General features: G+C 63.1%; 24 protein-coding genes. 9 read left to right on the forward strand and 15 right to left on the reverse strand.

Going from position 1 to position 22,976, the window contains the following annotated elements:
* Entirely contained in the window at positions 1 to 657 is a 657-nt protein-coding gene (gmk, locus tag FY036_RS09965; RefSeq protein WP_148914577.1) for a guanylate kinase, read from the forward strand.
* A gap of 3 nt (positions 658 to 660) precedes the next feature.
* On the opposite strand, the gene rsmA is transcribed toward gmk, so the two are convergent.
* The 6 genes from rsmA to lptF form a co-directional block, all read right to left on the reverse strand.
* On the reverse strand, positions 661 to 1,488 hold the full coding sequence (gene rsmA, locus FY036_RS09970; RefSeq protein ID WP_148914578.1) for a 16S rRNA (adenine(1518)-N(6)/adenine(1519)-N(6))-dimethyltransferase RsmA: 828 nt from the start codon (positions 1,486 to 1,488) through the stop codon (positions 661 to 663).
* Positions 1,485 to 2,495 carry a 4-hydroxythreonine-4-phosphate dehydrogenase PdxA gene (pdxA, locus tag FY036_RS09975; RefSeq protein WP_148914579.1) on the reverse strand — a complete coding sequence of 337 codons (1,011 nt, stop codon included), beginning with the start codon at positions 2,493 to 2,495 and terminating at the stop codon, positions 1,485 to 1,487. Before pdxA ends, rsmA begins: the two co-directional genes overlap by 4 nt.
* Before the next feature lie 36 nt (positions 2,496 to 2,531).
* The gene (locus tag FY036_RS09980; protein WP_201744736.1) at positions 2,532 to 3,485 is read right to left on the reverse strand and encodes a SurA N-terminal domain-containing protein; all 954 of its coding nucleotides are present in this window, start codon (positions 3,483 to 3,485) and stop codon (positions 2,532 to 2,534) included.
* A 102-nt stretch (positions 3,486 to 3,587) separates the two neighbouring features.
* Complete coding sequence (locus FY036_RS09985; RefSeq protein ID WP_407941154.1) at positions 3,588 to 6,065, reverse strand: LPS-assembly protein LptD; 2,478 nt, start codon at positions 6,063 to 6,065, stop codon at positions 3,588 to 3,590.
* Positions 6,066 to 7,151: an LPS export ABC transporter permease LptG gene (gene lptG / locus FY036_RS09990; protein ID WP_148914580.1), complete on the reverse strand. Its 1,086-nt coding sequence runs from the start codon at positions 7,149 to 7,151 to the stop codon at positions 6,066 to 6,068.
* Positions 7,148 to 8,350: an LPS export ABC transporter permease LptF gene (lptF, locus tag FY036_RS09995; RefSeq protein WP_148914581.1), complete on the reverse strand. Its 1,203-nt coding sequence runs from the start codon at positions 8,348 to 8,350 to the stop codon at positions 7,148 to 7,150. The genes lptG and lptF overlap by 4 nt, the downstream gene beginning before the upstream one ends.
* Before the next feature lie 314 nt (positions 8,351 to 8,664).
* On the opposite strand from lptF, the gene FY036_RS10000 reads away from it, so the two are divergent.
* The 3 genes from FY036_RS10000 to FY036_RS10010 are packed head-to-tail and all read left to right on the forward strand — an operon-like array spanning position 8,665 to position 11,218.
* The gene (locus FY036_RS10000; protein ID WP_148914582.1) at positions 8,665 to 10,155 is read left to right on the forward strand and encodes a leucyl aminopeptidase; all 1,491 of its coding nucleotides are present in this window, start codon (positions 8,665 to 8,667) and stop codon (positions 10,153 to 10,155) included.
* Between the two features lie 14 nt (positions 10,156 to 10,169).
* A complete protein-coding gene (locus tag FY036_RS10005; protein ID WP_148914583.1) occupies positions 10,170 to 10,619 on the forward strand; it encodes a DNA polymerase III subunit chi in 450 nt (149 codons plus the stop codon).
* Positions 10,619 to 11,218, forward strand: coding sequence for a hypothetical protein (locus FY036_RS10010; protein WP_148914584.1), 600 nt, complete (start codon positions 10,619 to 10,621; stop codon positions 11,216 to 11,218). The genes FY036_RS10005 and FY036_RS10010 overlap by 1 nt, the downstream gene beginning before the upstream one ends.
* A 193-nt stretch (positions 11,219 to 11,411) precedes the next feature.
* On the opposite strand, the gene FY036_RS10015 is transcribed toward FY036_RS10010, so the two are convergent.
* The 4 genes from FY036_RS10015 to FY036_RS10030 form a co-directional block, all read right to left on the reverse strand.
* Entirely contained in the window at positions 11,412 to 12,218 is an 807-nt protein-coding gene (locus tag FY036_RS10015) for a crotonase/enoyl-CoA hydratase family protein (protein WP_148914585.1), read from the reverse strand.
* Positions 12,215 to 14,092, reverse strand: coding sequence for an ABC-F family ATP-binding cassette domain-containing protein (locus FY036_RS10020; RefSeq protein ID WP_148914586.1), 1,878 nt, complete (start codon positions 14,090 to 14,092; stop codon positions 12,215 to 12,217). The genes FY036_RS10015 and FY036_RS10020 overlap by 4 nt, the downstream gene beginning before the upstream one ends.
* 82 nt (positions 14,093 to 14,174) lie before the next feature.
* Positions 14,175 to 14,846, reverse strand: coding sequence for a hypothetical protein (locus FY036_RS10025; protein WP_148914587.1), 672 nt, complete (start codon positions 14,844 to 14,846; stop codon positions 14,175 to 14,177).
* 167 nt (positions 14,847 to 15,013) lie between these two features.
* The gene (locus tag FY036_RS10030) at positions 15,014 to 15,481 is read right to left on the reverse strand and encodes a MarR family winged helix-turn-helix transcriptional regulator (protein WP_148914588.1); all 468 of its coding nucleotides are present in this window, start codon (positions 15,479 to 15,481) and stop codon (positions 15,014 to 15,016) included.
* Positions 15,482 to 15,584: 103 nt separating this feature from the next.
* Here FY036_RS10030 and FY036_RS10035 point away from each other — a divergent pair, with 103 nt between their 5' ends.
* From FY036_RS10035 to FY036_RS10045, 3 genes are read left to right on the forward strand one after another with little or no spacing between them, the layout of a single operon-like run.
* Complete coding sequence (locus tag FY036_RS10035) at positions 15,585 to 16,667, forward strand: WD40/YVTN/BNR-like repeat-containing protein (RefSeq protein WP_148914589.1); 1,083 nt, start codon at positions 15,585 to 15,587, stop codon at positions 16,665 to 16,667.
* A gap of 10 nt (positions 16,668 to 16,677) precedes the next feature.
* Positions 16,678 to 16,950: a MoaD/ThiS family protein gene (locus tag FY036_RS10040; RefSeq protein ID WP_328593101.1), complete on the forward strand. Its 273-nt coding sequence runs from the start codon at positions 16,678 to 16,680 to the stop codon at positions 16,948 to 16,950.
* A 22-nt stretch (positions 16,951 to 16,972) separates the two neighbouring features.
* Positions 16,973 to 17,395 (forward strand): VOC family protein, encoded by a 423-nt coding sequence (locus FY036_RS10045; protein ID WP_148914590.1) that lies wholly within the window; start codon positions 16,973 to 16,975, stop codon positions 17,393 to 17,395.
* Here FY036_RS10045 and FY036_RS10050 read toward each other — a convergent pair whose 3' ends face one another.
* Positions 17,396 to 17,908, reverse strand: coding sequence for a DinB family protein (locus FY036_RS10050; RefSeq protein WP_148914591.1), 513 nt, complete (start codon positions 17,906 to 17,908; stop codon positions 17,396 to 17,398). It lies immediately after the preceding gene.
* 67 nt (positions 17,909 to 17,975) lie between these two features.
* Between FY036_RS10050 and FY036_RS10055 the strand changes: the two genes are divergently transcribed.
* Positions 17,976 to 18,668, forward strand: coding sequence for a glutathione S-transferase family protein (locus FY036_RS10055; RefSeq protein ID WP_148914592.1), 693 nt, complete (start codon positions 17,976 to 17,978; stop codon positions 18,666 to 18,668).
* Between the two features lie 84 nt (positions 18,669 to 18,752).
* Positions 18,753 to 19,175 carry a nucleoside-diphosphate kinase gene (gene ndk, locus FY036_RS10060; protein ID WP_148914593.1) on the forward strand — a complete coding sequence of 141 codons (423 nt, stop codon included), beginning with the start codon at positions 18,753 to 18,755 and terminating at the stop codon, positions 19,173 to 19,175.
* A 72-nt stretch (positions 19,176 to 19,247) separates the two neighbouring features.
* On the opposite strand, the gene FY036_RS10065 is transcribed toward ndk, so the two are convergent.
* From FY036_RS10065 to pgsA, 4 genes are all read right to left on the reverse strand, one after another.
* A complete protein-coding gene (locus tag FY036_RS10065; RefSeq protein ID WP_148914594.1) occupies positions 19,248 to 21,497 on the reverse strand; it encodes an EAL domain-containing protein in 2,250 nt (749 codons plus the stop codon).
* A gap of 86 nt (positions 21,498 to 21,583) precedes the next feature.
* The gene (locus FY036_RS10070) at positions 21,584 to 22,066 is read right to left on the reverse strand and encodes a molybdenum cofactor biosynthesis protein MoaE (protein WP_148914595.1); all 483 of its coding nucleotides are present in this window, start codon (positions 22,064 to 22,066) and stop codon (positions 21,584 to 21,586) included.
* A gap of 6 nt (positions 22,067 to 22,072) precedes the next feature.
* The gene (moaD, locus tag FY036_RS10075) at positions 22,073 to 22,324 is read right to left on the reverse strand and encodes a molybdopterin converting factor subunit 1 (protein ID WP_148914596.1); all 252 of its coding nucleotides are present in this window, start codon (positions 22,322 to 22,324) and stop codon (positions 22,073 to 22,075) included.
* Positions 22,325 to 22,336: 12 nt separating this feature from the next.
* Positions 22,337 to 22,921 (reverse strand): CDP-diacylglycerol--glycerol-3-phosphate 3-phosphatidyltransferase, encoded by a 585-nt coding sequence (pgsA, locus tag FY036_RS10080; protein WP_148914597.1) that lies wholly within the window; start codon positions 22,919 to 22,921, stop codon positions 22,337 to 22,339.
* Positions 22,922 to 22,976: the final 55 nt, after the last annotated feature.

A 22,976-nucleotide genomic window follows, 5' to 3' on the forward strand; every position in this document is an offset into this window, starting at 1 on the left:
ATGGCGGACACGCCTCTTACCGCTTCCATCCGCCGCCGTGGCCTCATGCTGGTTTTGTCGTCGCCTTCGGGCGCGGGCAAATCGACGATCGCGCGCAACTTGCTTGAGGACGATCCTGCCTTTGAGCTGTCGATCAGCGTGACGACGCGCGCTCGTCGCGGCAGCGAGATCGACGGGCGGCACTATCATTTTCGCTCGGCGCGCCAGTTCGAGATCATGCGCGACAACGACGAACTACTGGAATGGGCGGAGGTTCACGGCAATTTCTACGCAACGCCTCGCGCACCTGCCGAAAAGGCGCTGGCTGAAGGCCGCGACATGCTGTTCGACATAGACTGGCAGGGAGCGGAGCAATTGCGCGAGAAGATGCGGGCCGACATCGTCTCCATCTTCATCCTGCCGCCTTCGATGGGTGAACTGAAGGACAGGCTGCGCCGCCGCGCGGAGGATCAGGATTCCGTCATCGCCGCCCGGCTGCAAAACGCCCGCGACGAGATCGAACACTGGCGGGACTACGACTACATCGTCATCAACGAGGATCTGGACACCGCATTTTCGGAGGTCAAGGCGATCGTCACTGCAGAACGCCTGCGACGCGACCGCCGCCCCGGACTGTTCGACTTCGTGACCGGCCTGCTCGACGAAAAGCTGGACTGAAATCTACAACGCGTTGGCAAGCGCGACGAACTCGGCGACCGAGAGCGTTTCGGCACGCCGGGTTCCGTCGATGCCCGTCTTTTGCAGCAACGTTTCCCCGCCGATGCTCTTGAGGCTCTGGCGCAGCATCTTGCGGCGCTGTCCAAACGCCGCCTCCGTCACCCGCGCAAGCTTCTTTCCGTCGGCGGGCATCGGTTCGGCTCGCGGAACGATGTGCACGACGGAAGACGTAACCTTCGGCGGCGGGGTGAAAGCCTGCGGGGGCAGGTCGAAGGCGATGCCGGCACGCGTGCGCCAGCCTGCCAGGACGCCGAGCCGGCCATAGGCGTCGTCGTCCGGCCCGGCGACGATGCGTTGGGCGACCTCCTTCTGGAACATCAACGTCATCGAACTGTAGAACGGAGGCCACGTCTCCGCCGTAAGCCAGCGTATCAGCAGTTCAGTGCCGATGTTGTAGGGCAGGTTCGCGACGATCTTCGTGTCCGTCGCGCCGGCTGCGAATGCCGCGAAGTCCGTCTTGAGCGCGTCGCCGTAAATCACTTCCAGCCGGCCGGGATAGTGGACCGAGATTTCCGCCAGCGCTGGCAGGCAGCGCTCGTCGCGTTCTATGGCGACCACGCGCTGCGCCCCATGTGCCAGCAACGCGCGCGTCAGGCCGCCGGGGCCGGGCCCCACCTCGATGACGGTCGTCTGCGACAGGTCTCCCGCCGTGCGGGCGATCTTTCCGGTCAGGTTGAGGTCGAGCAGGAAGTTCTGCCCCAGCGCCTTCCTGGCGCGAAGCTCGTGGCGCTCGATCACCTCGCGCAGCGGCGGCAGCCCGTCGAGACTCATCGCCCGGCTGCCCGGGCGTCCGCCATGCGGCGGGCCAGCTTCAACGCTGCGATGAGGCTGTCTGGACGTGCAATGCCCTTGCCGGCGATGTCGAACGCCGTGCCGTGATCGGGCGATGTTCGGATGAAGGGCAGGCCGAGCGTGACGTTGACGGTCTCGTCGAAAGCCAGCGCCTTGGCGGGAATGAGCGCCTGGTCGTGATACATGCACACCGCCGCGTCGTAGGTTTCGCGGGCCCTTGCGTGAAACATCGTATCGGCGGGCAGGGGGCCGCGTGCGTCGATCCCGCGCCGCACCAGCTCCTCAACCGCGGGTCGAACGAGCTCGTCATCCTCACGCCCCATCGCTCCGCCTTCGCCCGCATGCGGGTTCAGCCCGGAGATCGCAAGCCGCGGTCGCTTGATGCCGAACCGGTCGCGCAGGTCGCAAGCGGTGATTGCCGCCGTCTCCACGATGAGAGCGGTCGTCAGCATGCGCGGGACCTCGCTGAGCGGAATATGGATAGTCACCGGCACTGCGCGCAATTCCGGACCGGCCAGCATCATCACCGGCCTTGTCGGCTTGCCGGTGATCGTCTCGGCCAGATGCCCCAGGAACTCCGTGTGTCCGGGATATGCGAAGCCTGCATCGTAGAGCGGCTTCTTGGCGATGGGGCAGGTGACCACCGCATCCGAGCGGCCAGCCGCGGTGTCGTGCACGGCCCGCTCGATGGCCTCGACGATGCCGGCCGCGTTGCTGCTGGAGGGGGCGCCAGGCGTGTCGGCGAAGGAAGCGTCGAGCGGCAATATGGGCAGGGCGGTCGCGAATGCCTGGTCCGCCTCGCCGGGCACCACCGTGGCAATCTCGACCGACAGCCCGAGCCTGTGGGCGCGTGCGCGAATGAGCTCCGGATCAGACAGGAGATGAAACGCGGGAACCGCGGCCGCATCGCGACGCAGCCACGCCTGCAGGGCGATATCCGGGCCGATGCCGGAAGGATCGCCCGATGTCAGAGCTAGTGAACCCACGCCCCCGGTCCCGGATGATTGGCTGACGGGCTGCCGTCAGCGCCTGATGATCTGTGCCTTGGCGCGAAGTTCGTCCATCAGCTTCTTCGAGGCGCTTTCGGCATCCTCGTCACCGCTGCTCCCGCCCGAGCCCAGTTGCTCCGTCTGGAACACCATCTGCGCGACACGGTCGTCCGATACCTCGCGAGCGCTGCACACACCGATGAACTCGGCACCGCGATCGGTCTCGCGCACCACCGTAGCCGCACCGGCATTCGTGGACTTGACCTGCTCCGCCCAGTCGGCCGGAAGCTCCGGCGCGAGCACGCGGCCCAGATCGCGCACGGTCACGTCGATCAGCCCCTTGGCGAATTCCCGCGTGGAATCGCACCCGCGAAAGCGCTGACGCATGGCTTCTGCCTCGCGCTTGCGCGCGCCGAGCCTGCTGCCGCGCTCTGCAGGCGGCACCACGAAAATCACCTGCTGCAGCATGTATTCGGTAGCTGTCGGCTTGCTGCCGCCCTGCTGAAGCATCCGCTGCACGGCGTCCTGCTCGCTGACTGCCCCGGCGCGCTGGCGCTGCGAGAGAACCTGCGACCAGCCCATCTGGGCGCGGATGAACTCGCGAAAATGAGCCTTGGTGACGCCCGACTGGTTCAGCACCTGGTCCATCTGCGCAGCCGACATGTTGTTGGAGCGCGCGAAGCGCTCGTATGCGCCCGCCACCTGGTCGTCGGTGATGTTGATGTTCATGCGCCGCATCTCGCCGCTGCGCAGGGCCTGGTCGATCATGTCGTCCGCGGCGGCCTGCTGCACGTTTCCGCGCCTGTTCTGCAAGCGCAGGAACGCCGCTCGGCGCTCGATGTCGTAGCTGGTCACAGCCTGGTTGTTGACGACGTACCTGATCTCACTCGCCTGTGCGGGCATCGGCGCCAAAGCCGCGGGCGCGGAGATGCCGACAAGCATGAGGGCGACTGCATATCGCCTTATGGCAGTTGCTGCCTTTCCCATCCTTTATCTCCCTAGAATTCCTGACGCTGCATGCGACGACCTTCCCGTGGCCGTTCTATGGGGCGAAACCGTGGCGCAGCGGCCGAAGGCTGCGCTTTCCCGTCAATTGAACGACGACGTGGTGGTGCCGAAATCGCCGATCGTACGCAGCGAAATCCGGAAGCCGAACGACTTCTCCTTGTCGACTTCCTGCGTATTGTTGTTTCTGGACGCGGTTTCGGTCCCGAAGAACGTGAACGAGAAGCATTCATCGTCGTAGCCGAACCCGATCGACTTTCTGGTCATCAGGTTGTTTTCCAGATCGTAGGTACCGCTGCCGAACACGCGCCAGTATTCGTGCACCTTGACCGAAGCCCCACCGCGAACTTCGTGGCGATCCTCTTCGAAACCGTAGTCCGGCTGCTTTTCCACAAACGTGTAGACGGCCGAAACGCGGGCGACATCGCCACCATAGCTGGCAGTCAGATCCGTGCGCCGCACCTCGAAGTTTTCCTGGTCGAAGCGGGCGCCGGCACCAACCGTCACTCCGATGGGCGTGTTGAGGTTGACCGCTGCGACATAGTCCGACGTGTCGGTCTCCAAGCCGGAGGCTGCTCCCACATTCACAAGGTCCGGGGAGGCGTAGGGGTTTACGCCCGCAAGATGAAAGGACTGGCCGGCAATGGCGTTGGCCGACCAGCCGCCGCCGAACGCGCCCGAGTAGCGCACGCCGAGATTGGCGCGTACACCGCCCTCGATGCGGTCATATCCGCCGAACTTGTCGCGTTCGAACAGATTGGTTGCGTCAAAGACCAGCGCCTGCGCATCCTCGTTCGGAATGCCGAGCGTCTCGCCATAAGGCGCATCCGGCCGCGCGAAAAGCTGGCCCATCGGCTCCAGCACGTGGGTCGAGCTGGACGTCGAGAACAGTACGGGCCAGCGAGCTTCTAGGCCGGCCGTCGCCATCGCACGGTAGTAGGACGAGCGGATGTCGGTGGCGAAGCCGTATTGATCGGCATGCTGTTGGATTGCAGCTTCCGAGTTGCCGCGATAGTTGACGGCGATGCCGTCGCCGCGTCCATGCAGGAGCGATGTCAACATAAGCCCACCGGGCGCCACGTATGACCGCTTCCACTCTGCTTCGGCGGTCAACCGCGTCGAACTGCCGTCGATACCTCGCAAGCGGGATCGGGTAACCTCGGGATCAGCGCAATCCATGCTTACTATACGTCCGCCCCTGGTGCCGGTGCACCCCTCATCAAGCTCGCTGCGGTAAACACTTTGGAGGTTGACGTTCACAGTCAGTTCACCACCCGCGATAGGCTCGTCGGGCGTGTAGGAGTAGTCGAACGACGGCAGCACCCAGGGTTGCTTGGCGTCTCGTGTCCTTACCGTTACCTCACTCCCAGTAATCTGAAAATCTCGATTGAAAGTTTCTTGTGCATTGAACTTGTAGGCGCGCAGGTCAAAGTAGTTCCGATCATTTAAGCCGGTCAGATAGACTTCATTAGTGCGCCTTACCTGATTGTAACCCTCAATCCCGTAGCGGTAAGAGAAGTTCTTGTCGGTTTGGGCCAGAACGTCCCAGCCGAAAGTCCAGCGCGGATTAATCTGGAATCGGCCCTTTGAGCCGATCATGCCACGGAACTTCTCGTTGTCGGAGAAAACTTCCGGCGGCCGCCCAGGCAGTGCGTTACGATAAAACTCTTCGGGGCTGCGCTGCCGGATGCCCGCGATGGTGATCGAGTATTCACCGTTGTTGAAGCGCTGCCGCCATTCGGCCTCGCCCAGAAAGCCCTGCTTGGAATAGACGGTCGGCTTCAGCGTGAGATCGTATGTCGGTGACAGCGCCAGATAATAGGGGACGCGAACGCCGTGGCCGATATCGTCACCCGACCGGTAGCTGGGTACCAGAAAGCCGGAGCGGCGCTTGACCGTCGGATCGGCGATCTCGAAAGCCGGCAGGAAGGCGAGGGGAAGGCCGAACATCTCGAAACGGGCGCGCTCGAAGCGCACTGTCTTGGTCTGTCCGTTCCAGATGATCTTCTGCGCTTTCACGCGCCAGATCGGCGGCTTGTCCGGCTTTTCCTCACACGGCTCGCACGCCGTATAGACGCCGTAGTTGAAGGTCGTGACCGTGCCGTCGGCGCGATCCGCGCTTTCGGCAGCGAAATACGTCTTGTCGGCCGTCTCGACCCGTAGCGTGCGCACGAAGCCGTCGCGGAAATCGTCGGTAATATCGATCTCGTCGGAGAAGATGCGGGTGCCCTGGCTGTCCACGATTTCGACATTGCCGCTGGCGATCAGGCGCGAGGTGCCGCGGTCATAGGTGACGCGCTGCGCGACGAGGCGGCTCCCATCATAATCGATCTGCACGCCGCCAACGGCGGTGATTGTGTTACGGTCGTTGTCGTAGACGATGGTGTCCGCTTCGAGCAGCATATCCGCGTCGCGCGAGGGCGAGCGGCTCTCAAGCCCGATCGACTGTGCGAAAGCCACCTGAGGCATCACGCCGCCCGCCATGACGCAGGCGAGCGCGGTCGCGCAGGCGAAGCGCAGAGTCCGTGCGGACCTGCGTTTTCTCGCGAGCACGCCCCTCAACTAACCGTCCTCCTTGTACAAGAGAAAAGTCACCCCGAAAAAACTCGCGATCAACACCGGGAACCACGCAGCCGCAATGGGCGGCACGAATCCGGCAGTACCGAACGCCTTGACCAGAACCGACACGACATAAAGCAGAAAGCCGGCGACGACGCCACCCAGAATAATCGTAGCCGACTGCCCCATGCGGGCAAATCGCATCGAGACGGTGGCAGCGATCAGCGTCATTGCCACCAGCAGCGCCGGAATGGCCACCAGCGAGTGGAAATGCATCGAAAACGCGTTTGCACCGAGGCCGAACGAGCGTGCTGCGGCTATTTTTCGCGGTAGTTCGTAAACCGGTATGGTCTCGGGCCGCGCAAGCCTTTCCAGCACGAATTCCGGCGTCAGGTCGGTCGCGATTCGCATCGTCGTGGGTGGCTCGGGCATCTCGCCGGTCTGGATGCGAACCGCGCGCGTCAGCTCCCAGTAGCCGTCCCGCAGATAGGCGCGGCGCGCGTCGATCCGCTCGAACAGTTCGCCCTCGTCGATACGCAGGAAAGTCGCGTCCACCAGTTCCAGGCCCCGGTTGAGAATGCGCCGCGCGCCGATGATGGTTTCACCTTCGCTGGTTCGCTGCTTGATCCAGGGTGATTCCGGCTGGCCGATGGAGTTGGGACTGTCGGCGCGCACTTCGACCTCGAGCAGCTGGCTGCGCTCGAAACCGTTGGCTGCGATGGGATTGAGGATGAAAAGGGCTGCAAGGCCGTACACGAATGCGCCGAGGCAGATCGGCATCAGGAACTGCCAAGCGGAGATCCCGGCAGAACGCGCGACGACCAACTCGTATTTTCGGTTCAACGAGATCAGCGTCGTCATGCCGGATATGAGCGCGATGAACGGTATCGCCTGCTGCATGATCATCGGCGTCTGCAAGGTGGCGATCGCGAGCGTAAGGCCAACCGAATAGTTGGGTAGGCCTCCCATGCGCCCGGAGAGCTCGGTGAAGTTGATGATGAACACGATCGCAGCGATGCCTGCGATGAACCAGAACGTGATGGCCACGTAGCGCATGAAGATGTAGCGCCCGAGCGTGAGGCCGATCATGCCGAGCCTCCCGGCGCGGTACGCCTGAAGCCCGAAAGCCTGATCTTCAGCGCCACGATGCGCTGCTGCAGCCTGTTCCACAGCGTCGTGGCGCGCTCCACGATGCTCATCGGCAGTTCCATCACACGGTTGGTCGCGATGAAGAAGATCGCCACCGCACATGCGACGATGGGCACGCCGTAGACCATCGGCGTGAAGGCCGGCACGTTCCACACCTTGTCCGCGGCGAAGAACCCCGCCCAGCGGAACACCAGCGCGATGGTCATGGTCGTGAGAAGCGGGTGGATGCGCGCCTCACGGAATGAGCGCGAATCGCCTGCGACCGCCAGCGCGATCAGCGCGAACACAAGCGGATAGAGCCATTCGGTAAAGCGCTTGTGCAGTTCGGCTCGAAAGCCCTGCGGCGACTTCTTGAAGATCGGGTCGTCGCGGTCGGGGTTCATCAGGTAGCCGAGCGTGCGGTCCTTCGGCAGCAGCGTCGGCCCGGCACCGCTTGCGGCGAACTGGGAAAGGTCGAGCGCATATGAAGTGTACTGCACCACGGAAACGCCGTCACCGGTCTTGCGGTGCACGACGCCGTCCTGCATCACCAGCAGGTGTTCGCCGTTCAGTTCGAGCGTCGCTCCGCTCTTGGCGTAGTAGAGCAACTCGGTGCCTTCCTCGCGCCTGTCGGAGACGAAGATGCCGCCGAAACGGCCATCCGGCAGGCGCTCGCCGATCTGCATGTGCAGACCGTCCTCGATCTCCTGGAACGTCCCTTCCTGGATGACCGTTGTGATCAGTTCGGCGCGCGCTTCGGAGACCAGTACCCGCAACCGCTCGCGCGAGTAGGGCTCTATGAAGTTGTTGACGGTAAACGAGATGATGCAGGCACCGACAGCCAGAAGCAGGATCGGTCTCATCACCGTCATGCGGGGACTGCCGGCCGCGCTGATGACGATCAGCTCGGAATCGGTGTTCATCGTCGTCAGGGTCTGTGCCACCGCAATGCCGACTGCGAAGGGAATCACGACCGGGATGACGGCGGGCAACACGAGCCACGCGATCTCGAAGAAGGTCGCCGCCGACTGGCCGTTCCCGGTCACGACGTTGATGCGGGTGAGTATCTGCGTGGTCCAGACGATCGCCAGCACCCAGAAGAGGGTTGCCGTGAAGATGCCCAGCGTGCGCCGCAATATGTAGAGTTCTACGACTTTCATGCGTCGCGACGTTCCGGTTGCATTTAGGCGAGGGTGCGGCGGGATAGAGACGCTTTTCGGCTCGCCCGGTCGGCGAGGTGCGCTAAAAAGTCTCTGCTCTCCGTCACCCTTGTCGTCCCAGGGCGCTCCCCGGACATGAGTTTGCGGAATTTAGGCGAACAAAGTACCAACAAACAAGGTTAACGATTATCGATCACGCATGATGTGAAGCCAAGCTTGAGCCGGACTTGTGAAAGGTGTCCAATAGGGCACGATCTCGCCGCCTGAAAAGGCATCGACCTTCCCCTGGAATCTGAAAGACGAACAGGAAGCTTATGTCCATTCGACCCGCAATCGCATTCGCCCGTATCGCAACGCCGAAGAAGGGAAGCGTCGTCGTGCTCACGGCGGAAGGAGGGGGGCTGTCGCAGGCAGCCGTAGCCTGCGATTCGCAGGGCATCCTGAAGAAGGCGTTCTCCATAGCCGAGTTCACCGGCAAGCTCGCATCAAGCGTCGAAGTGCTTGCGCCGGGCGGCACGGAATACGACCGACTGGTTGCCGTGGGGACGGGCAAGCCCGACGCTTTGGACGAACGGGCGTGGATGCGTCTGGGCGGCGCGGCATTCGCTGCCGCCAAAAAGACCGGCGAGATTTCCATCGTGGCCGAGATCGAAGGCGCGGACGTGACCGCCGACGATGTCGCTGCGCTGGCTTTCGGGGCGTTGCTGGGAGCTTACGCCTTCGACCGCTACAAGACGAAGAAGGACAACACCAAGGCGACTGCCGCGAAGCCCGCCAAGGTGACAATCCTCTGCGCCAACCCGGCTGCGGCAAAGAAAGCGTTCGCGACCGCCGAAGCGGTCGCCGACGGTGTGGTCCTCGCGCGCGACCTCGTCAACGAGCCGGCGAACATCCTCGGCACGCTCGAGTTCGCCGAAAAGGCGAAGGAACTGGAAAAGCTCGACGTAAAGGTTGAAATCCTGACCGAGAAGGAGATGAAGAAGCTCGGCATGGGCGCGCTTCTGGGCGTGGCGCAGGGTTCGGTTCGGCCGCCGCGCCTTGCGATCATGCAGTGGAACGGGGGCAAGCCCAAGGACAAGCCCATTGCCTTCGTCGGCAAGGGCGTGGTCTTCGATTCGGGTGGTATCTCCATCAAGCCCGCCGGCGGGATGGAGGACATGAAGGGCGACATGGGTGGTGCTGCCGCAGTCACCGGCCTGATGCACGCTCTTGCCGCCCGCAAGGCCAAGGCCAATGTCGTCGGCATCATCGGGCTCGTCGAGAACATGCTCGACGGCAACGCGCAGCGGCCGGGCGACATCGTCACCTCGATGTCCGGCCAGACGATCGAGGTGCTGAACACGGATGCCGAAGGCCGCCTCGTACTCGCCGATGCGCTCTGGTACTGCAACGAGCGCTTCAAGCCCGGCTTCATTGTCAACCTCGCGACGCTGACAGGTGCGATCATCGTTGCGCTGGGTAGCGAGTATGCGGGCCTTTTCTCGAACAACGACGAACTCGCCAACCGGCTGGTCCAGGCTGGCACGGATAGTGGCGAGCGGCTGTGGCGCATGCCGCTCGGGCCGGAATACGACAAGATCATCGATTCCAAGAACGCCGACATGAAGAATACCGGCGGGCGCAATGCGGGCTCGATCACGGCGGCCCAGTTCCTTCAGCGCTTCGTCAAGGATACGCCGTGGGCGCATCTCGACATCGCCGGCACCGCAATGGGGTCACCGTCGAATGAGATCAACCAGTCCTGGGCGTCCGGCTACGGCGTGAGGCTCCTCGATCGACTGGTCCGCGACCACTACGAGGGCTAATTGCCACGCCGTCCATGACCGAAGTCCTCTTCTACCACCTGACCGAATCGACGCTGGAAGAAGCGCTGCCGCCGCTCCTGGAAAAAAGCCTGGAGCGGGGCTGGCGTGCGGTGGTGCAGGTTGGAGGAGAAGAACGCCGCGATGCGCTTGACGCGCATCTGTGGACCTATCGCGACGACTCCTTTCTCGCGCACGGCAGCGAGCATGAGCGTCACCCGCAACACCAGCCGGTTCTGCTGACGACGGGCGAGGGCAACACCAACTCGGCCCAGATAAGATTTGTGGTGGACGGCGCGTCGCCCCCGGACCTTTCTACCTACCAGCGCGCGGTCTTCATGTTCGATGGCCACGACATGACGCAGGTGGAGCAGGCGCGCGAGCATTGGAAGGCGATGAAGGCGGCCGGCCATCAGGCGACCTACTGGCAGCAGACGCCGGAACGCCGCTGGGAGCGCAAGGCCTGATGAGATGGGTCGCGCGGCTGGCGCTGCTGGTGATGCTGGCTCTCGGGCTGGTGCTGGCGTTGGTTCCCGATCTGGTGCTGGACGATCCCGGCGAAACAAGCTCGTGGCGGGTCTATGCGCCCGAGCGCGGCTTCTATCCATTCGAGGTGAATGCCGTGCAGTTGGACGCCCCGGTCAGGGTGTTCGTCTATCTCACCGTAAACGGCCGTTTCCAGCCCGAGAGGCAGCGTCCCGCGCTCACCTTGACGATGTCAGGCGATGGCAGGACCGTCATCGCAGCGCCGCTGGACTTCACGCTTTATCCGCCGCTGATCGAAAGCCCACAGGCGCGCGAGGCGATCTATCGCGACTTCGCTGGCACCATCGACGCGCTGGGGGCTGAAAACTACCTCGGCATCGTCGGAGAGGGTGAACTTGAAGGGCTGGACATCTTGGCCGTCGACGTCACGCTCGAATCGATGGGCGCGCGCACGGACGACACGACCCGCATCGTCGGCTACGGCCTTCTCGGTCTGGCAGTATTCGGCCTCATCCTTTCGTTCCGCCGCAGGCGCGAGAACCCGAATTCGAAGCCTCCACCCAAATGGGGCAGGGGGTGAGGAGCGGTCCGCGCAGCGGATGAAAAGCCAATGATTTGGCTTTTCAAGCGACGAACGCCCTAAGCCATAGCGAAGGGCCAAGCGGTTCGCGCAGCGGCTGAAAAGCCAATGATTTGGCTTTTCAAGCGACGAAAGCCCGCAGCCATAGCGAAGGGCTCAGCGGTGCGCCTGCCGGATGCTCTCGGCCCGGCCCTTAGATGTCGCCGAAATCGCCCGCACGGCCCTTGCCTTGTGAAAACCGGCCAGCGCCCGCCATGCCTTCCTTACGGAAGGTGGCGGCACTCTTCCACTCGTTGGCCAGCGCCTCTTCCGGTCCCAGCGACCACTGGCGTATCGCCGAGATGCGGTCGGCGCGCATGCATGCCTGCGGATAGCGAGTGATGTCGCGCGCTATCGCAAGCGCCGTCTCGAGCGCGGCGCCGTCGTCGCAAAGATAGTTGGCGAGGCCGATTTCCCTGCACTCCTGCGCATCGACCTTGCGGCCGGTGAGTATCAGGTCCATCGCCCGCCCGTGACCCACGATGCGCGGCAGGCGAACGGTGCCTCCGTCGATCAGCGGTACGCCCCAGCGCCGACAGTACACGCCCATATAGGCGGAAGCCTCCATGACGCGCAGGTCGCACCACAACGCCAGTTCCATGCCGCCCGCGACGGCGGGGCCCGAGATCGCGCCGATGACCGGCTTGGAAAGCGTCAGCCTCGTCGGCCCCATCGGCCCCTTGCGTGGCCTGTCGTCATGGCCATCGAAACTGCTGTCCAGCTCGTGCTCGGCGAACCAGGTCTCGTGGACATTGTCGGCCGCCCACTTGAGGTCGAACCCCGCCGAAAAGACGCCGTTGACGCCGGTCAGCACCGCGACCTTTCTGCTGTCGTCGCGATCGAAGGCCGTGAAGGCTCGGAAGAGCGCGTCCGCCATTTCCGGGTTGACCGCATTGCGCGCTTCGGCGCGGTCGATTGTCACCACGGTGATTTCGCCGTCCTGCTCGACACGGATGCTCATTCGGCTATCCCTTCCTCATATTGCGTCGACAGTTCCAGCCATCGGTCCTCGTGGCGGGACAATGCATTGGAAAGGTCCGAACGCTCCTTGGCAAGCTGAGTCGCGGTGGAAGGGTCCTTCTCGTAGAGCGCCGGGTCTGCGAGCTGGTCCTCGATGGCGTCTATACGCTTTCGGGTTCGCTCCATGAGCCCTTCGGTGGCGCGGATTTCCTTTGCCACCGGCTCCATCGCCTGCCTGCGCGCTGCGGCCTCGCGCCGCTTGTCGGCCTTCGACGACTTGTCGGCCTCCTTCTTCTCGCGGCGGTCGCTTTGTCCGCCGGTGACGAGGGTCCGATAGTCCGACAGGTCGCCATCATAAGACGAAACCGTACCGTCCTTGACGAGCCACAGCCGGTCGGCCGTCGCCTCGATCAGGTGCCGGTCGTGGCTGATGAGGATTACCGCGCCCGAATAGTCGTTCAGCGCGACCATGAGCGCCTCGCGGCTGTCGATGTCGAGATGATTGGTCGGTTCGTCGAGGATCAGCAGGTTCGGGCCGTCGAAAGCGGCGAGCCCCATCAGCAGGCGCGCCTTTTCGCCACCCGACAGGTCTTTGGCCTTGGTGTTCATCTTCTCGGTCGTAAGGCCCATCTGGGCGACGCGCGAGCGCACCTTTGCTTCCGGCGCATCGGGCATCAGCCGCCGTACATGATCGACCGCGCTTTCCTCCGGGCGCAGATCGTCAAGCTGGTGCTGCGCGAACATCGCAACCTTCAGTCCCGGCGCGACGGTGATGCCGCCGGTTTCAAGCTTCAGGCGACCGGCCAGCAGCTTGGCGAAGGTGGACTTGCCGTTGCCGTTGGAGCCCAGCAGCGCGATGCGGTCGTCTTCGTCGATCCGTAGCGTCAACTGTCGCAGCACTGGCTTGCCGGGCTGATACCCGACCGCGCCTGCCTGCATGGTCACGATCGGCGACGCGACCGTCTTTACAGGCTCCGGAAACGAGAACGGCCGCACGCTGTCTTCGATGACCGCCGAAATCGGCTTCATCTTCTCCAGCGCCTTGAGACGCGACTGCGCCTGCCGCGCCTTCGATGCCTTGTAGCGGAAGCGCTCGACGAAGCTTTCCATGTGCTTGCGCTGGGTTTCCTGCTTGACCCGGCTCTTTTCCTGCAGCTCGATCTGTTCGCTCCGCTGGCGCTCGAACTGGTCGTAGCCGCCGCGCCAGAAGGTCAGCTTCATCTGGTCGAGATGCACGATCGAGCTGACCGCGCGGTTCAGCAGGTCGCGGTCGTGGCTGATGAGCAGGACGGTGTGGGGATAGCGCGCGACATAGCTTTCCAGCCACATCGTGCCTTCGAGGTCGAGGTAATTGGTCGGCTCGTCGAGAAGGAGCAGGTCCGGCTGCGCGAACAGCACGGAGGCCAGTGCGACGCGCATGCGCCAGCCACCCGAGAAGGACGATGCCGGTCGCTTCTGTGCATCTGCGTCAAAGCCGAGGCCTGCAAGAATGGTGGCCGCGCGCGCTTCAGCCGAGTGGGAGTCGATGTCGGCGAGCCGCATCTGGATTTCGGCGATGCGGTGCGCATCGGTTGCCGTCTCCGCTTCCTGCATCAGCGCCAGCCGTTCCGTATCGGCCTTCAGCACGATCTCGATGAGCGGTTCTTCAGTTCCGGGCGCTTCCTGCGCCACTTGCCCGATGCGCGTATTCTTCGGGAAACCGATAGACCCCGTCTCGGTGGGCAACTCTCCGGTGATGGCCTTGAACAGCGTCGTCTTGCCGGTGCCGTTGCGACCGACGAAACCCGCTTTCGACCCCGCCGGAAGCGTGAGCGAAGCGTGGTCCAGAAGGAGGCGGCCTGCGATCCGCAGCGAAACGTCGTCGATAATAAGCATAGTGGCGCTCTATTGGCTGAGCGCCGCTGCGAAGGCAAGGGGAGGAGCGGCCGCATGGCGGCCGCTCCCATGTCATTCTCGTTTAACGCGTAGCCTGAACCGCGAGGCAGAGGGATACGAGGTCGCTGTCATAAGCAGCAGGGTTGGCCACGATCTCGACGCAACGACGCTGTGCGGTGGCTACTTCTCCACCTTCTATCCCGGGAGCTACCGGAGCAGGACCAGGACCGGGGCCGGGGCCAGGGCCAGGACCCGGGCCAGGGCCAGGGCCAGGACCGGGGCCAGGACCAGGACCAGGACCAGGACCAGCGCTTCCGCCTCCGCCAATGCCGATGCCGATGCCGACGTCGATCCCGTCGCCGATGGAAGCGCCAACTCCGGCGTTCACGCCGCTGTCGCCGCCTATGGTTGCACCAGCGCCGACGTCGACGCCGCTTTCACCGCCGACGGTGGCGCCTGCTCCGGCATTGATGCCGCTGTCGCCGCCGACTGAGGCCCCAAGCCCCGCATCGACGCCGCTCGAGCCACCGACCGTCGCGCCCGCTCCGGCATTGACGCCGTTGTCGCCGCCGATCGAAGCGCCTGCACCGACGTCGATGCCGTTATCGCCGCCAAGGCTGACGCCGAGACCCGCATCGATCCCGCCGAGGCCTACCCCGACGCCAATGTTTTGCGCGTGCGCTGGGCCGCTCAGGGCAAAGGCGACAGCACCCACCGCCAGCGCTTTGCTTAGTATGTTTGAGATTGTCGTCATGTTGACGTTCTCCCTAAGGTTGCTGGTTAGGCAGCCGGCTGGTTACCGACCGCTGACCAAATTACGTAGGGGAACGTGTAACGGTTTCAGCTTTCCACATCCCAAGGTTGAGTAATAATTACGTGAAAGTGATTCATTTATATCAAATGTGCCGCTTTTCCGGTGTTTCAGCTCAACGCGCGCAGATCGTCACGCAACTTTTCCGCGTTCGTGGCGGCCAGCATCGCTTCCATTTCTGTCTCGGTCCGGGACCAGAGCGGCATTGCACGCTGAAGTAGAGCGTGTCCTTCCGGCAGGAGGGTCAGGCGTCTCCCGCGCCGATCGGTCTTGTCCTCCGCAACCTCGAGCAGGCCACGTCTTGCCAGCGGCTTCAGCATCGCCGTCAGCGTGGTGCGATCCATCGCCAGCAGGGAAGCGACGTCGCGCATCAGTGGGGGCTGCGGCCGGTTGAGCGACATGAGCAGCGAGAATTGCCCGTTTGTCAGGCCCACCGGTCGCAAGGCCTCGTCGAACCGCCTTGCCGCCGCCCGCGCCGCGCGCTGCAGATGCAGGCACAGGCATGTGTCGCGCACGTGCAACGTGACGGAAAACGGAAGCAGTTCTCCCTGAACTCGAGAATCGCGATCTTTTGACATGGCCTCATTATGTTGATATCAACATTTTTGTCCAGCGGACCTGTTCGGGAGGCGAATGGGCCGTTGCCTTGGGCGCGGGCCTGAGAGGCAAGGGAGGTCAATCATGCCGCAGCAGGTGCTTGTTCTGATCGGGACGAAGAAGGGCGTGTTCATCGCGCAAAGCGATGCGGAGCGCCGCTCATGGAAACTTGGAGGCCCCTTCTGCGAAACCTGGCCGATGCAGCATGTCGTCGGCGACCCCGCGACAGGCACGATCTACGGCGCTGCCGGCAACGAATGGTTCGGCCCGGCGGTCTGGAAATCGACCGACCTCGGCAAAAGCTGGACCCACTCAAGCGCCGGTCTGAGCTACGGGGCTGGTGACGAACCCATCAAGGCGGTCTGGAGCCTCGCTGCCCGCAACGGACGCCTCTATGCCGGCGTCCAGCCCGCGGGTCTGTTTGCCAGCGACGACCACGGCGAGACGTGGACGCATGTAGAGGGCCTGCAGAAGCATCCCACGCGCCCCGAATGGCAAGCAGGCGGGGCGGGGCTCATCCTCCACTCGCTCGTGCCCGATCAAGACGACGAAAACCGCATTTGGATCGGGATTTCGTCCGCCGGCGTGTTCGCGACGGATGACGGTGGCGAAACATGGGAGCCGCGCAACAGGGGCACGCGCGCCGACTTTCTTCCGGAGGGTCAGAACTACCCGGAATTCGGGCAATGCGTGCATTGTCTCGTACAAGCCCCGGGCGAGCCCGACCTGCTTTACCAGCAGAACCACTGTGGCATGTATCGCAGCGAGGATGGCGGCAAGAGCTGGAAAAGCATCGAAAAGGGCCTGCCTTCCACGTTTGGGTTCCCTGCGGCGGTTCACCCCCGCGATCCCGATACGCTCTATCTGCTTCCGCTCAACGGCGACATTCATGGCCGCTTCGTTCCCGACGCCAAAGCTGCGGTGTATCGTACGCGCGACCGGGGCGAGACTTGGCAGGATCTTCGCAACGGACTGCCGCAGGAAAATGCTTTCTTCGGCGTTCTCCGGCAGGCCATGGCGACCGACAGCCTGGACAAGGCAGGCGTCTATTTCGGCACTTCGGGCGGAGCGCTGTTCGCCTCGAACGACGAAGGCGACACCTGGACCTGCATCGCCGAACATCTGCCGTCGATCTCGTCGGTCGAGACCATGGTCGTCTCGCAGTAGGGGCGGCGAGGTGAACAATCCCGTAGTCGTCAAGCTGACGCCGCTTCTGGTCGAACTGTTTCCCGGGTCGATGAGGCGCGTCGAGATGCAGGCCGGAACCGTCGCCGAGATGGTCGCTGAACTCGACCGATTATGGCCCGGCATGGGCGACCGCATCTGCGATTCCCGCCCCGCGATCCGCAAGCACATGAACGTTTTCGTGGATGGGGAACGCGCGCGTCTCGACACGCAATTGAGGCCCGGCGCCGAGGTATTCGTCTTGACCGCCATCAGCGGCGGCTGAACTCCAATCGAAAGGAACAGTTATGGCCAACGACCTCGCGCCCTACATCCACTTCGACGGAAACTGCAGGGAGGCAATTGATTTTTATGTTGAAACCCTCGGTGCGAGAGTGATCGATAGCATGACGTACGGCGACGCACCCGGCGGGCAGGCCCCGGAGGGTGAGTGTGACTGGATCATTTACGCCAGCCTTCTGATCGGCGACCGGCCGCTGATGATGTCAGACGCACCTGGCCAGTTTCAGGAGAGGCGGCAGGGCTTCAACATTTCCATCGGCCTGGAGAGCGTCGAGGAGATCGAACGCGTCTACGCAGCCTTTCGCGACGGCGGCGTCGTGCGGATGGAATTGCAGGAAACCTTTTTCGCCAAGCGCTTCGCGATGGTAACCGACAGGTTCGGCACGCCCTGGATGCTCACCTGCAACATGGGGCAGACCCCGACATAGTCAGGCGAAGGCGCGGCCTTCTTCGGTGCGCTGGAAATAGATCAGGTCCAGCGTGAGACTTGGTTGCCCAAGAGCGGTCAGGATGGCGTGCGCCTGCCCGCGATGATGGGTCTGGTGGTTGAAGAAATGCGCCAGCGCGGGCGCGAGCCGCTGCGAAACCGTGCGCATGTCGGTGACGGTCAGGTAGGTGAAGCGGCCTGCAAGCTGTTCTTCGGTAAGCGATCCGACCCACTCGACGATGCGCTCGTCTTCCGACATGCGCGCGCCACGTAGACCGACGAGATCGGGATGCAGCGTCGTGTCGAGCGAGGCCGGCGCCGCACCTTCGCCGGTGAAGCGTTTCAGCCATATGCGGTCGGCGACGAGTATGTGGTTCAACGTCCCGATCAGCGAGCCGAAGAATGCGCCTGTATCGCGGTTGAGTTCTGCGTCGGACAGCCTCTCCGCCGCCTCGTAGACTTCTGTGTTGGCCCAACGGTTATAGGCCGCAAACATCTGGAAATGTTGGCGCATGGACTTTCTTTCCCGCCCGGCTCGGTCGATCCTTCGGCACACCTACACAAGCGGGAGCCGCGCGCCAATGACCATTTTGCTTTACGATCTTGTCGGCAGCGATCCCGCGCGCCCATTCAGCCCGCATTGCTGGAAGGCAGCCTTTGCCCTTGCGCACAAGGGGCTTGCATTCGAGAGCGTGCCGACGCCGTTCACTGCTGTGAAGGGCGTGGAAGGCGGCGTCTTTGGCACAGTGCCAGTGATCCGCGACGGCGAGCGGGTCGTCGGCGACAGCTTTGCCATCGCGCTGTATCTGGAGGAAACCTACCCTGATCGCCCGTCGCTGTTTGCAGGAGAGGGCGGCAAGGCTGCCTCACGCTTCATCGAGCGCTGGTCGCAACTCACCGTTCACCCGTTCCTCGGCGCGGCCGCGCTCATGGACATCCACGACCGGCTCGCACCCGAAGATCAGGCGCATTTTCGCACCACGCGGGAAGCGCGGTTCGGGCGGCCGATAGAAGACGTGCCTGCCGATCGCGACAGCCACCTGCAGGGCTTTCGCGCGAAGTTGGAGCCGCTGCGCTCGATGTTGACCTACCAACCCTTCATCGGCGGCGACCGGCCCCTCTTTGCCGACTACATCGTAGCGGGCGCGTTCCAGTGGTTGCGGGTGATCTCGCCCTACAAGGTGCTTGCGGATGACGACCCGGTCGGCGTGTGGTTCGAGCGCTGCCTCGACCTGCATGGCGGGCTTGGAAGGCGCGTTTCGGCCGCAGCCTGATCGCCGCGCTGCCCCTTCACATCGGCGGGACGGGCCTGTATAGACCCGCCACCTTTCCGATTTCACTGACATGAAGGACCGACAATGGCGATCGAACGCACCTTTTCGATGATCAAGCCCGACGCGACCCGCCGCAACCTCACCGGCGCAATCACCAAGATGCTCGAGGATGCCGGCCTGCGCGTCGTCGCATCCCGTCGCGTGTGGATGAGCCGCCGCGATGCCGAGGGCTTCTACGCCGTGCACAAGGAGCGGCCGTTCTTCGACGAGCTGTGCGAGTTCATGTCCTCCGGCCCGACGGTCGTGCAGGTTCTCGAAGGCGACAACGCTATTGCCAAGAACCGCGAAGTGATGGGCGCTACCAACCCGGCCAATGCCGACGAGGGCACGATCCGCAAGGTTCACGCGCTGTCGATCGGCGAAAACTCGGTGCACGGTTCCGACGCTCCGGAAACGGCCGCTCAGGAGATCCGGTACTGGTTCTCCGACACCGAGATTGTCGGCTGAATCTGTTTGCAGGCTTTTGCCGGCAATACATTGGAATTTATGGAAAAGCCGCGGACATCTCCGCGGCTTTTTTCATGCGCTCTGCCGGATTTGCGGCAAGTCGCCCAGAAGGTCTCCCATCTGCCGACGTTCCACGAACTCCACGAAGCAATCCCCTGTGAGCGCGGGGCTATAGAGATAGCCCTGGAAGAAGTCGCAGCCGAACGCCCGCAGGAACGCTTCTTGCCGCACGTTTTCGACATGCTCTGCCACCGCAGTCAGGTTCAGGGTGCGGGCGGTACCGAGTATGGACTTCACCAGCGCCCGGTCGCTCTCACCGGTTTCGATGTCGGCGATGAAGCTGCCGTCGATCTTCAACTCGTCGAAGGGCAGGCGCTTGAGATGCGCAAGTGACGAATAGCCGGAGCCGAAATCGTCAAGCGACAGCCGCACGCCGAGCTGCTTCAGCTCGTTCATGCGCCGCGCTATGAGCTTGCGGTCCTTGGCCATGACGCTTTCGGTCAATTCCAGCGTCAGCAGACGCGCGTCGATGCCGTGATGGCTGATGAGCGCGGTGAGGTTGGGAACGAAGTCCTCGCAAGAGAACGACTGGACGTTGATGTTGAGCGCCAGCCTCAGCCTCGACGTTGCGTTCAGGTTTTGCCAGCGCGCCAGCTCGGCGACGCCCTTGGCCAGAACCACATTGCCGAATTCGCGGATGAGCCCGAACTGCTCTGTCAGCGGCACGAACCGCTCGGGAAGCAGCGTGCCGTGCTCGGGATGATGCCAGCGACAAAGCGCCTCCGCCCCGACGATGCGGCCGTTGTCGTCCATCTGCGGCTGGAAATACAGTTCCAGCGTATCGTTCGAGAGGGCGGCCTTGAAATCGTTGAGCAGCCGGTAGCGCTCCGATTCCGTGCTCATCGACAGGTGGTCGTACAGGGCCATGCCGTTGCGTCCGGCGGCCTTGGCCTGATACATGGCGATATCGGCCTGCTTGAGGATTTCTTCCGGGCGTCCATCCTTCCCGTCGAATACGACCACGCCGAGACTCGCCGACGAACGGTGGCTGAACGAGCCGACCTCGAAATCGTCACGCATCGCCGACAGCACCTTGTTCGCGGTCATGATGGCGACCCGTGAGGCGTGCGCGGCGTCCTCGCTCACCCCTTCGAGGATGATGACGAACTCGTCTCCGCCGATACGCGCCACAGTGTCTTCGGCGCGCACGCAGTTCTTCAGCCTTTTGGCCACCTGGACGAGATAGTCGTCGCCCACATCGTGGCCGTGCGTGTCGTTCAGCGTCTTGAAATTGTCGAGGTCGATGAAGATCAGCGTGCCGCAGCCGGTACGCTCGCGGCATCGCTGGACAGCCTTGCCCATGCGGTCCATGAACATGCGCCGGTTCGGCAGGCCCGTCAGAGGGTCGAAAAAGGCGAGCTTCTCGATCTCCATTTCGTTCTTCTTGCGAACCGAAATATCGTTGACGTAGCCGTGCCACATGACGGCGCCGTCGATTGCTTCCGGCTTGGCGCTCAGGCGCAGCCATTTGGCCTTGCCGAGGCTGTCCACCGCGCGAAACTCTATGTCGAGCGGCTCCATGGTCTCGTGCGAGGTGCGCAGGACGCTGGCGAACGTGGGACGGTCGATCTCCTCGATCATGTCGAGGAAGCGGCGCGGACGCCCCAGCTCTTCATCGTCAAGCAGGCCGAATATGGTTCGGAACCCGCGGCTGGCGTAGGGAATCGAGTAGGAACCGGCCGAACTGCGAACGAACTGGAACAGCCCGCCTGGCACCTGGCTGGAGAGCTTGCTGAGAAGCTCCTCCGCCTTCAGCCGGTCCATCATCTCGGTGATCTCGCGGACCGAGCCTTCGTAGTAGACCGGATTGCCGGTCTTCTTGTCATAGACGAGCCGTGCGGATTCGGTGATCCAGATGCGTTCGCGCGTCTTGTGGCGGTAGATTTCGGACACGAAGTTTTCAACGAAACCGTCGCGCCGCAATATCGCGCGAAACTCGTCGCGTCGGCCAGGCTCGACATACCACTCCTTGCCGATGTCGCTCACGCAGCCCAGCATCTGCTGCTCGCTGTCGTAACCGTTCAGCCTCACGAGCGCCTTGTTCGCGCTGAGTTGGTGCCCGTCCAGAGATGAGCGGTAGATGCCTTCGGAGAGGTTCTCTATGAGATCGCGCTGGTGGGCCTGCTCTTCGCGACTGTTCCTGTAGAGACGCCGGTTGCGCAGCATCCACTGCACCAGAAGCGCCGACAGGATGATATTGGCGATCGCCAGCCATTCGCTGCTGGTCCCAGCGTCCGCCAACGTAGCGAAGAATGATTGCATTTATGCCCGCCAATTACTTGCCCATGGGGAAGATAGACGGGTGGGGTTGCGAATACTCTAATAAAGCTGGAAGTCGCGTCGCATGTTTAACGCTGCGTAAAATCGCTCCAGCGATGGCTCGATTTTTCGTCGGCTTCGGTTGCCTCGACCCAGTTTCCGGCTGTGCCGTCGGCGCCGTGCTCGCGCTTCCAGAATGGCGCGCGCGTCTTGAGAAAGTCCATCAGGAAGGAGGCTGCCTCGAATGCCGCCTGCCGGTGCGATGACGCCGCGATCACCAGTACGATGTTGTCGCCCGGCAAAATCCGGCCATAGCGGTGGATCGCCGTAAGCCCCTTCAGCGGCCAGCGGGCGACGGCCTCATTTGCGATGCGTGTGATCTCGGCTTCCGCCATGCCCGGATAATGCTCGAGCTCCAGCGCCGAAAGCCTTCCGTCTTCGTCCCGGCAAAGACCGGCGAAGGTGACGACTGCGCCGACATCGGATCGCCCGTCGGTCAGCCGTGACACCTCGGCCGCGAGATCGAAATCTTCAGCCTGGATGCGCACATCGGGCACGATCGCGCCGCCCATGGCCGTTCAGCCGCCGGTCATCGGCGGAAACAGCGCGATTTCGCGAGCGCCGGCCACTGGCTCGCGATGGTCGACGTGCGTCTGGTTGATCGCGACGCGGATCGCCTCGGGATGGCGCAGCGCCTCGCTGTAGCCATCGTCACGCGCGCGCAGCCAGACGAGAAGATCGCGTACCGACACGACGCCCTCGGGCAGGTCGATGTCTTCTTCCGCCTTGCCGATACGCTCGCGTACCCATGCGAAATATTTCAGTTTCACCCCACGCCTCCGTTATTCGTCGATGACGTGCTTGAGCCCCGCGCGGAAATAGTCGTAGCCGGTGTAGAGCGTGACGATGGCGGAGACCCACAGCAGCGCCCGGCCAAGCTCGGTAGTATAGGGCAGTATTGCGTCGCCCGCAGGGCCGGCTAGCAGGAAGCCGATGGAAATGAGCTGCAGGGTCGTTTTCCACTTCGCAAGCTGCGTGACCGGCACCGACACCTTCAGCGCGGCTAGATATTCGCGAAGGCCGGATACGAGGATTTCGCGGCACAGGATGATGATCGCCGCCCACAGCGACCATTTGTCGATGGTCCGGTCATAGGCAAGCAGCAACAGCACGGCTGAAACGAGCAGCTTGTCGGCAATGGGATCGAGCATCTTGCCGATATTGGAGGTCTGCTTCCACCGTCGCGCGATATAGCCGTCGAAATAGTCGGTGATGCTGGCGATGATGAAAATCCAGAATGCCGCCCAGCGCCACCAGTCCGTCGGACGGATGCGTCCTTCGAGATAGAAACAAAGCACGATAAGCGGCACCGCGAGGATGCGCGCATAGGTCAGCATGTTCGGCAGGTTGAAGGCGCGTCTGGGCATGGCTTCCACGGGTGATTCCAGGGGCTAGTAATCCAGCAGGCGTCGCCTCCGGTCA

Source organism: Neoaquamicrobium microcysteis (assembly GCF_008180155.1).
Classification (GTDB): Bacteria; Pseudomonadota; Alphaproteobacteria; order Rhizobiales; family Rhizobiaceae; genus Aerobium; species Aerobium microcysteis.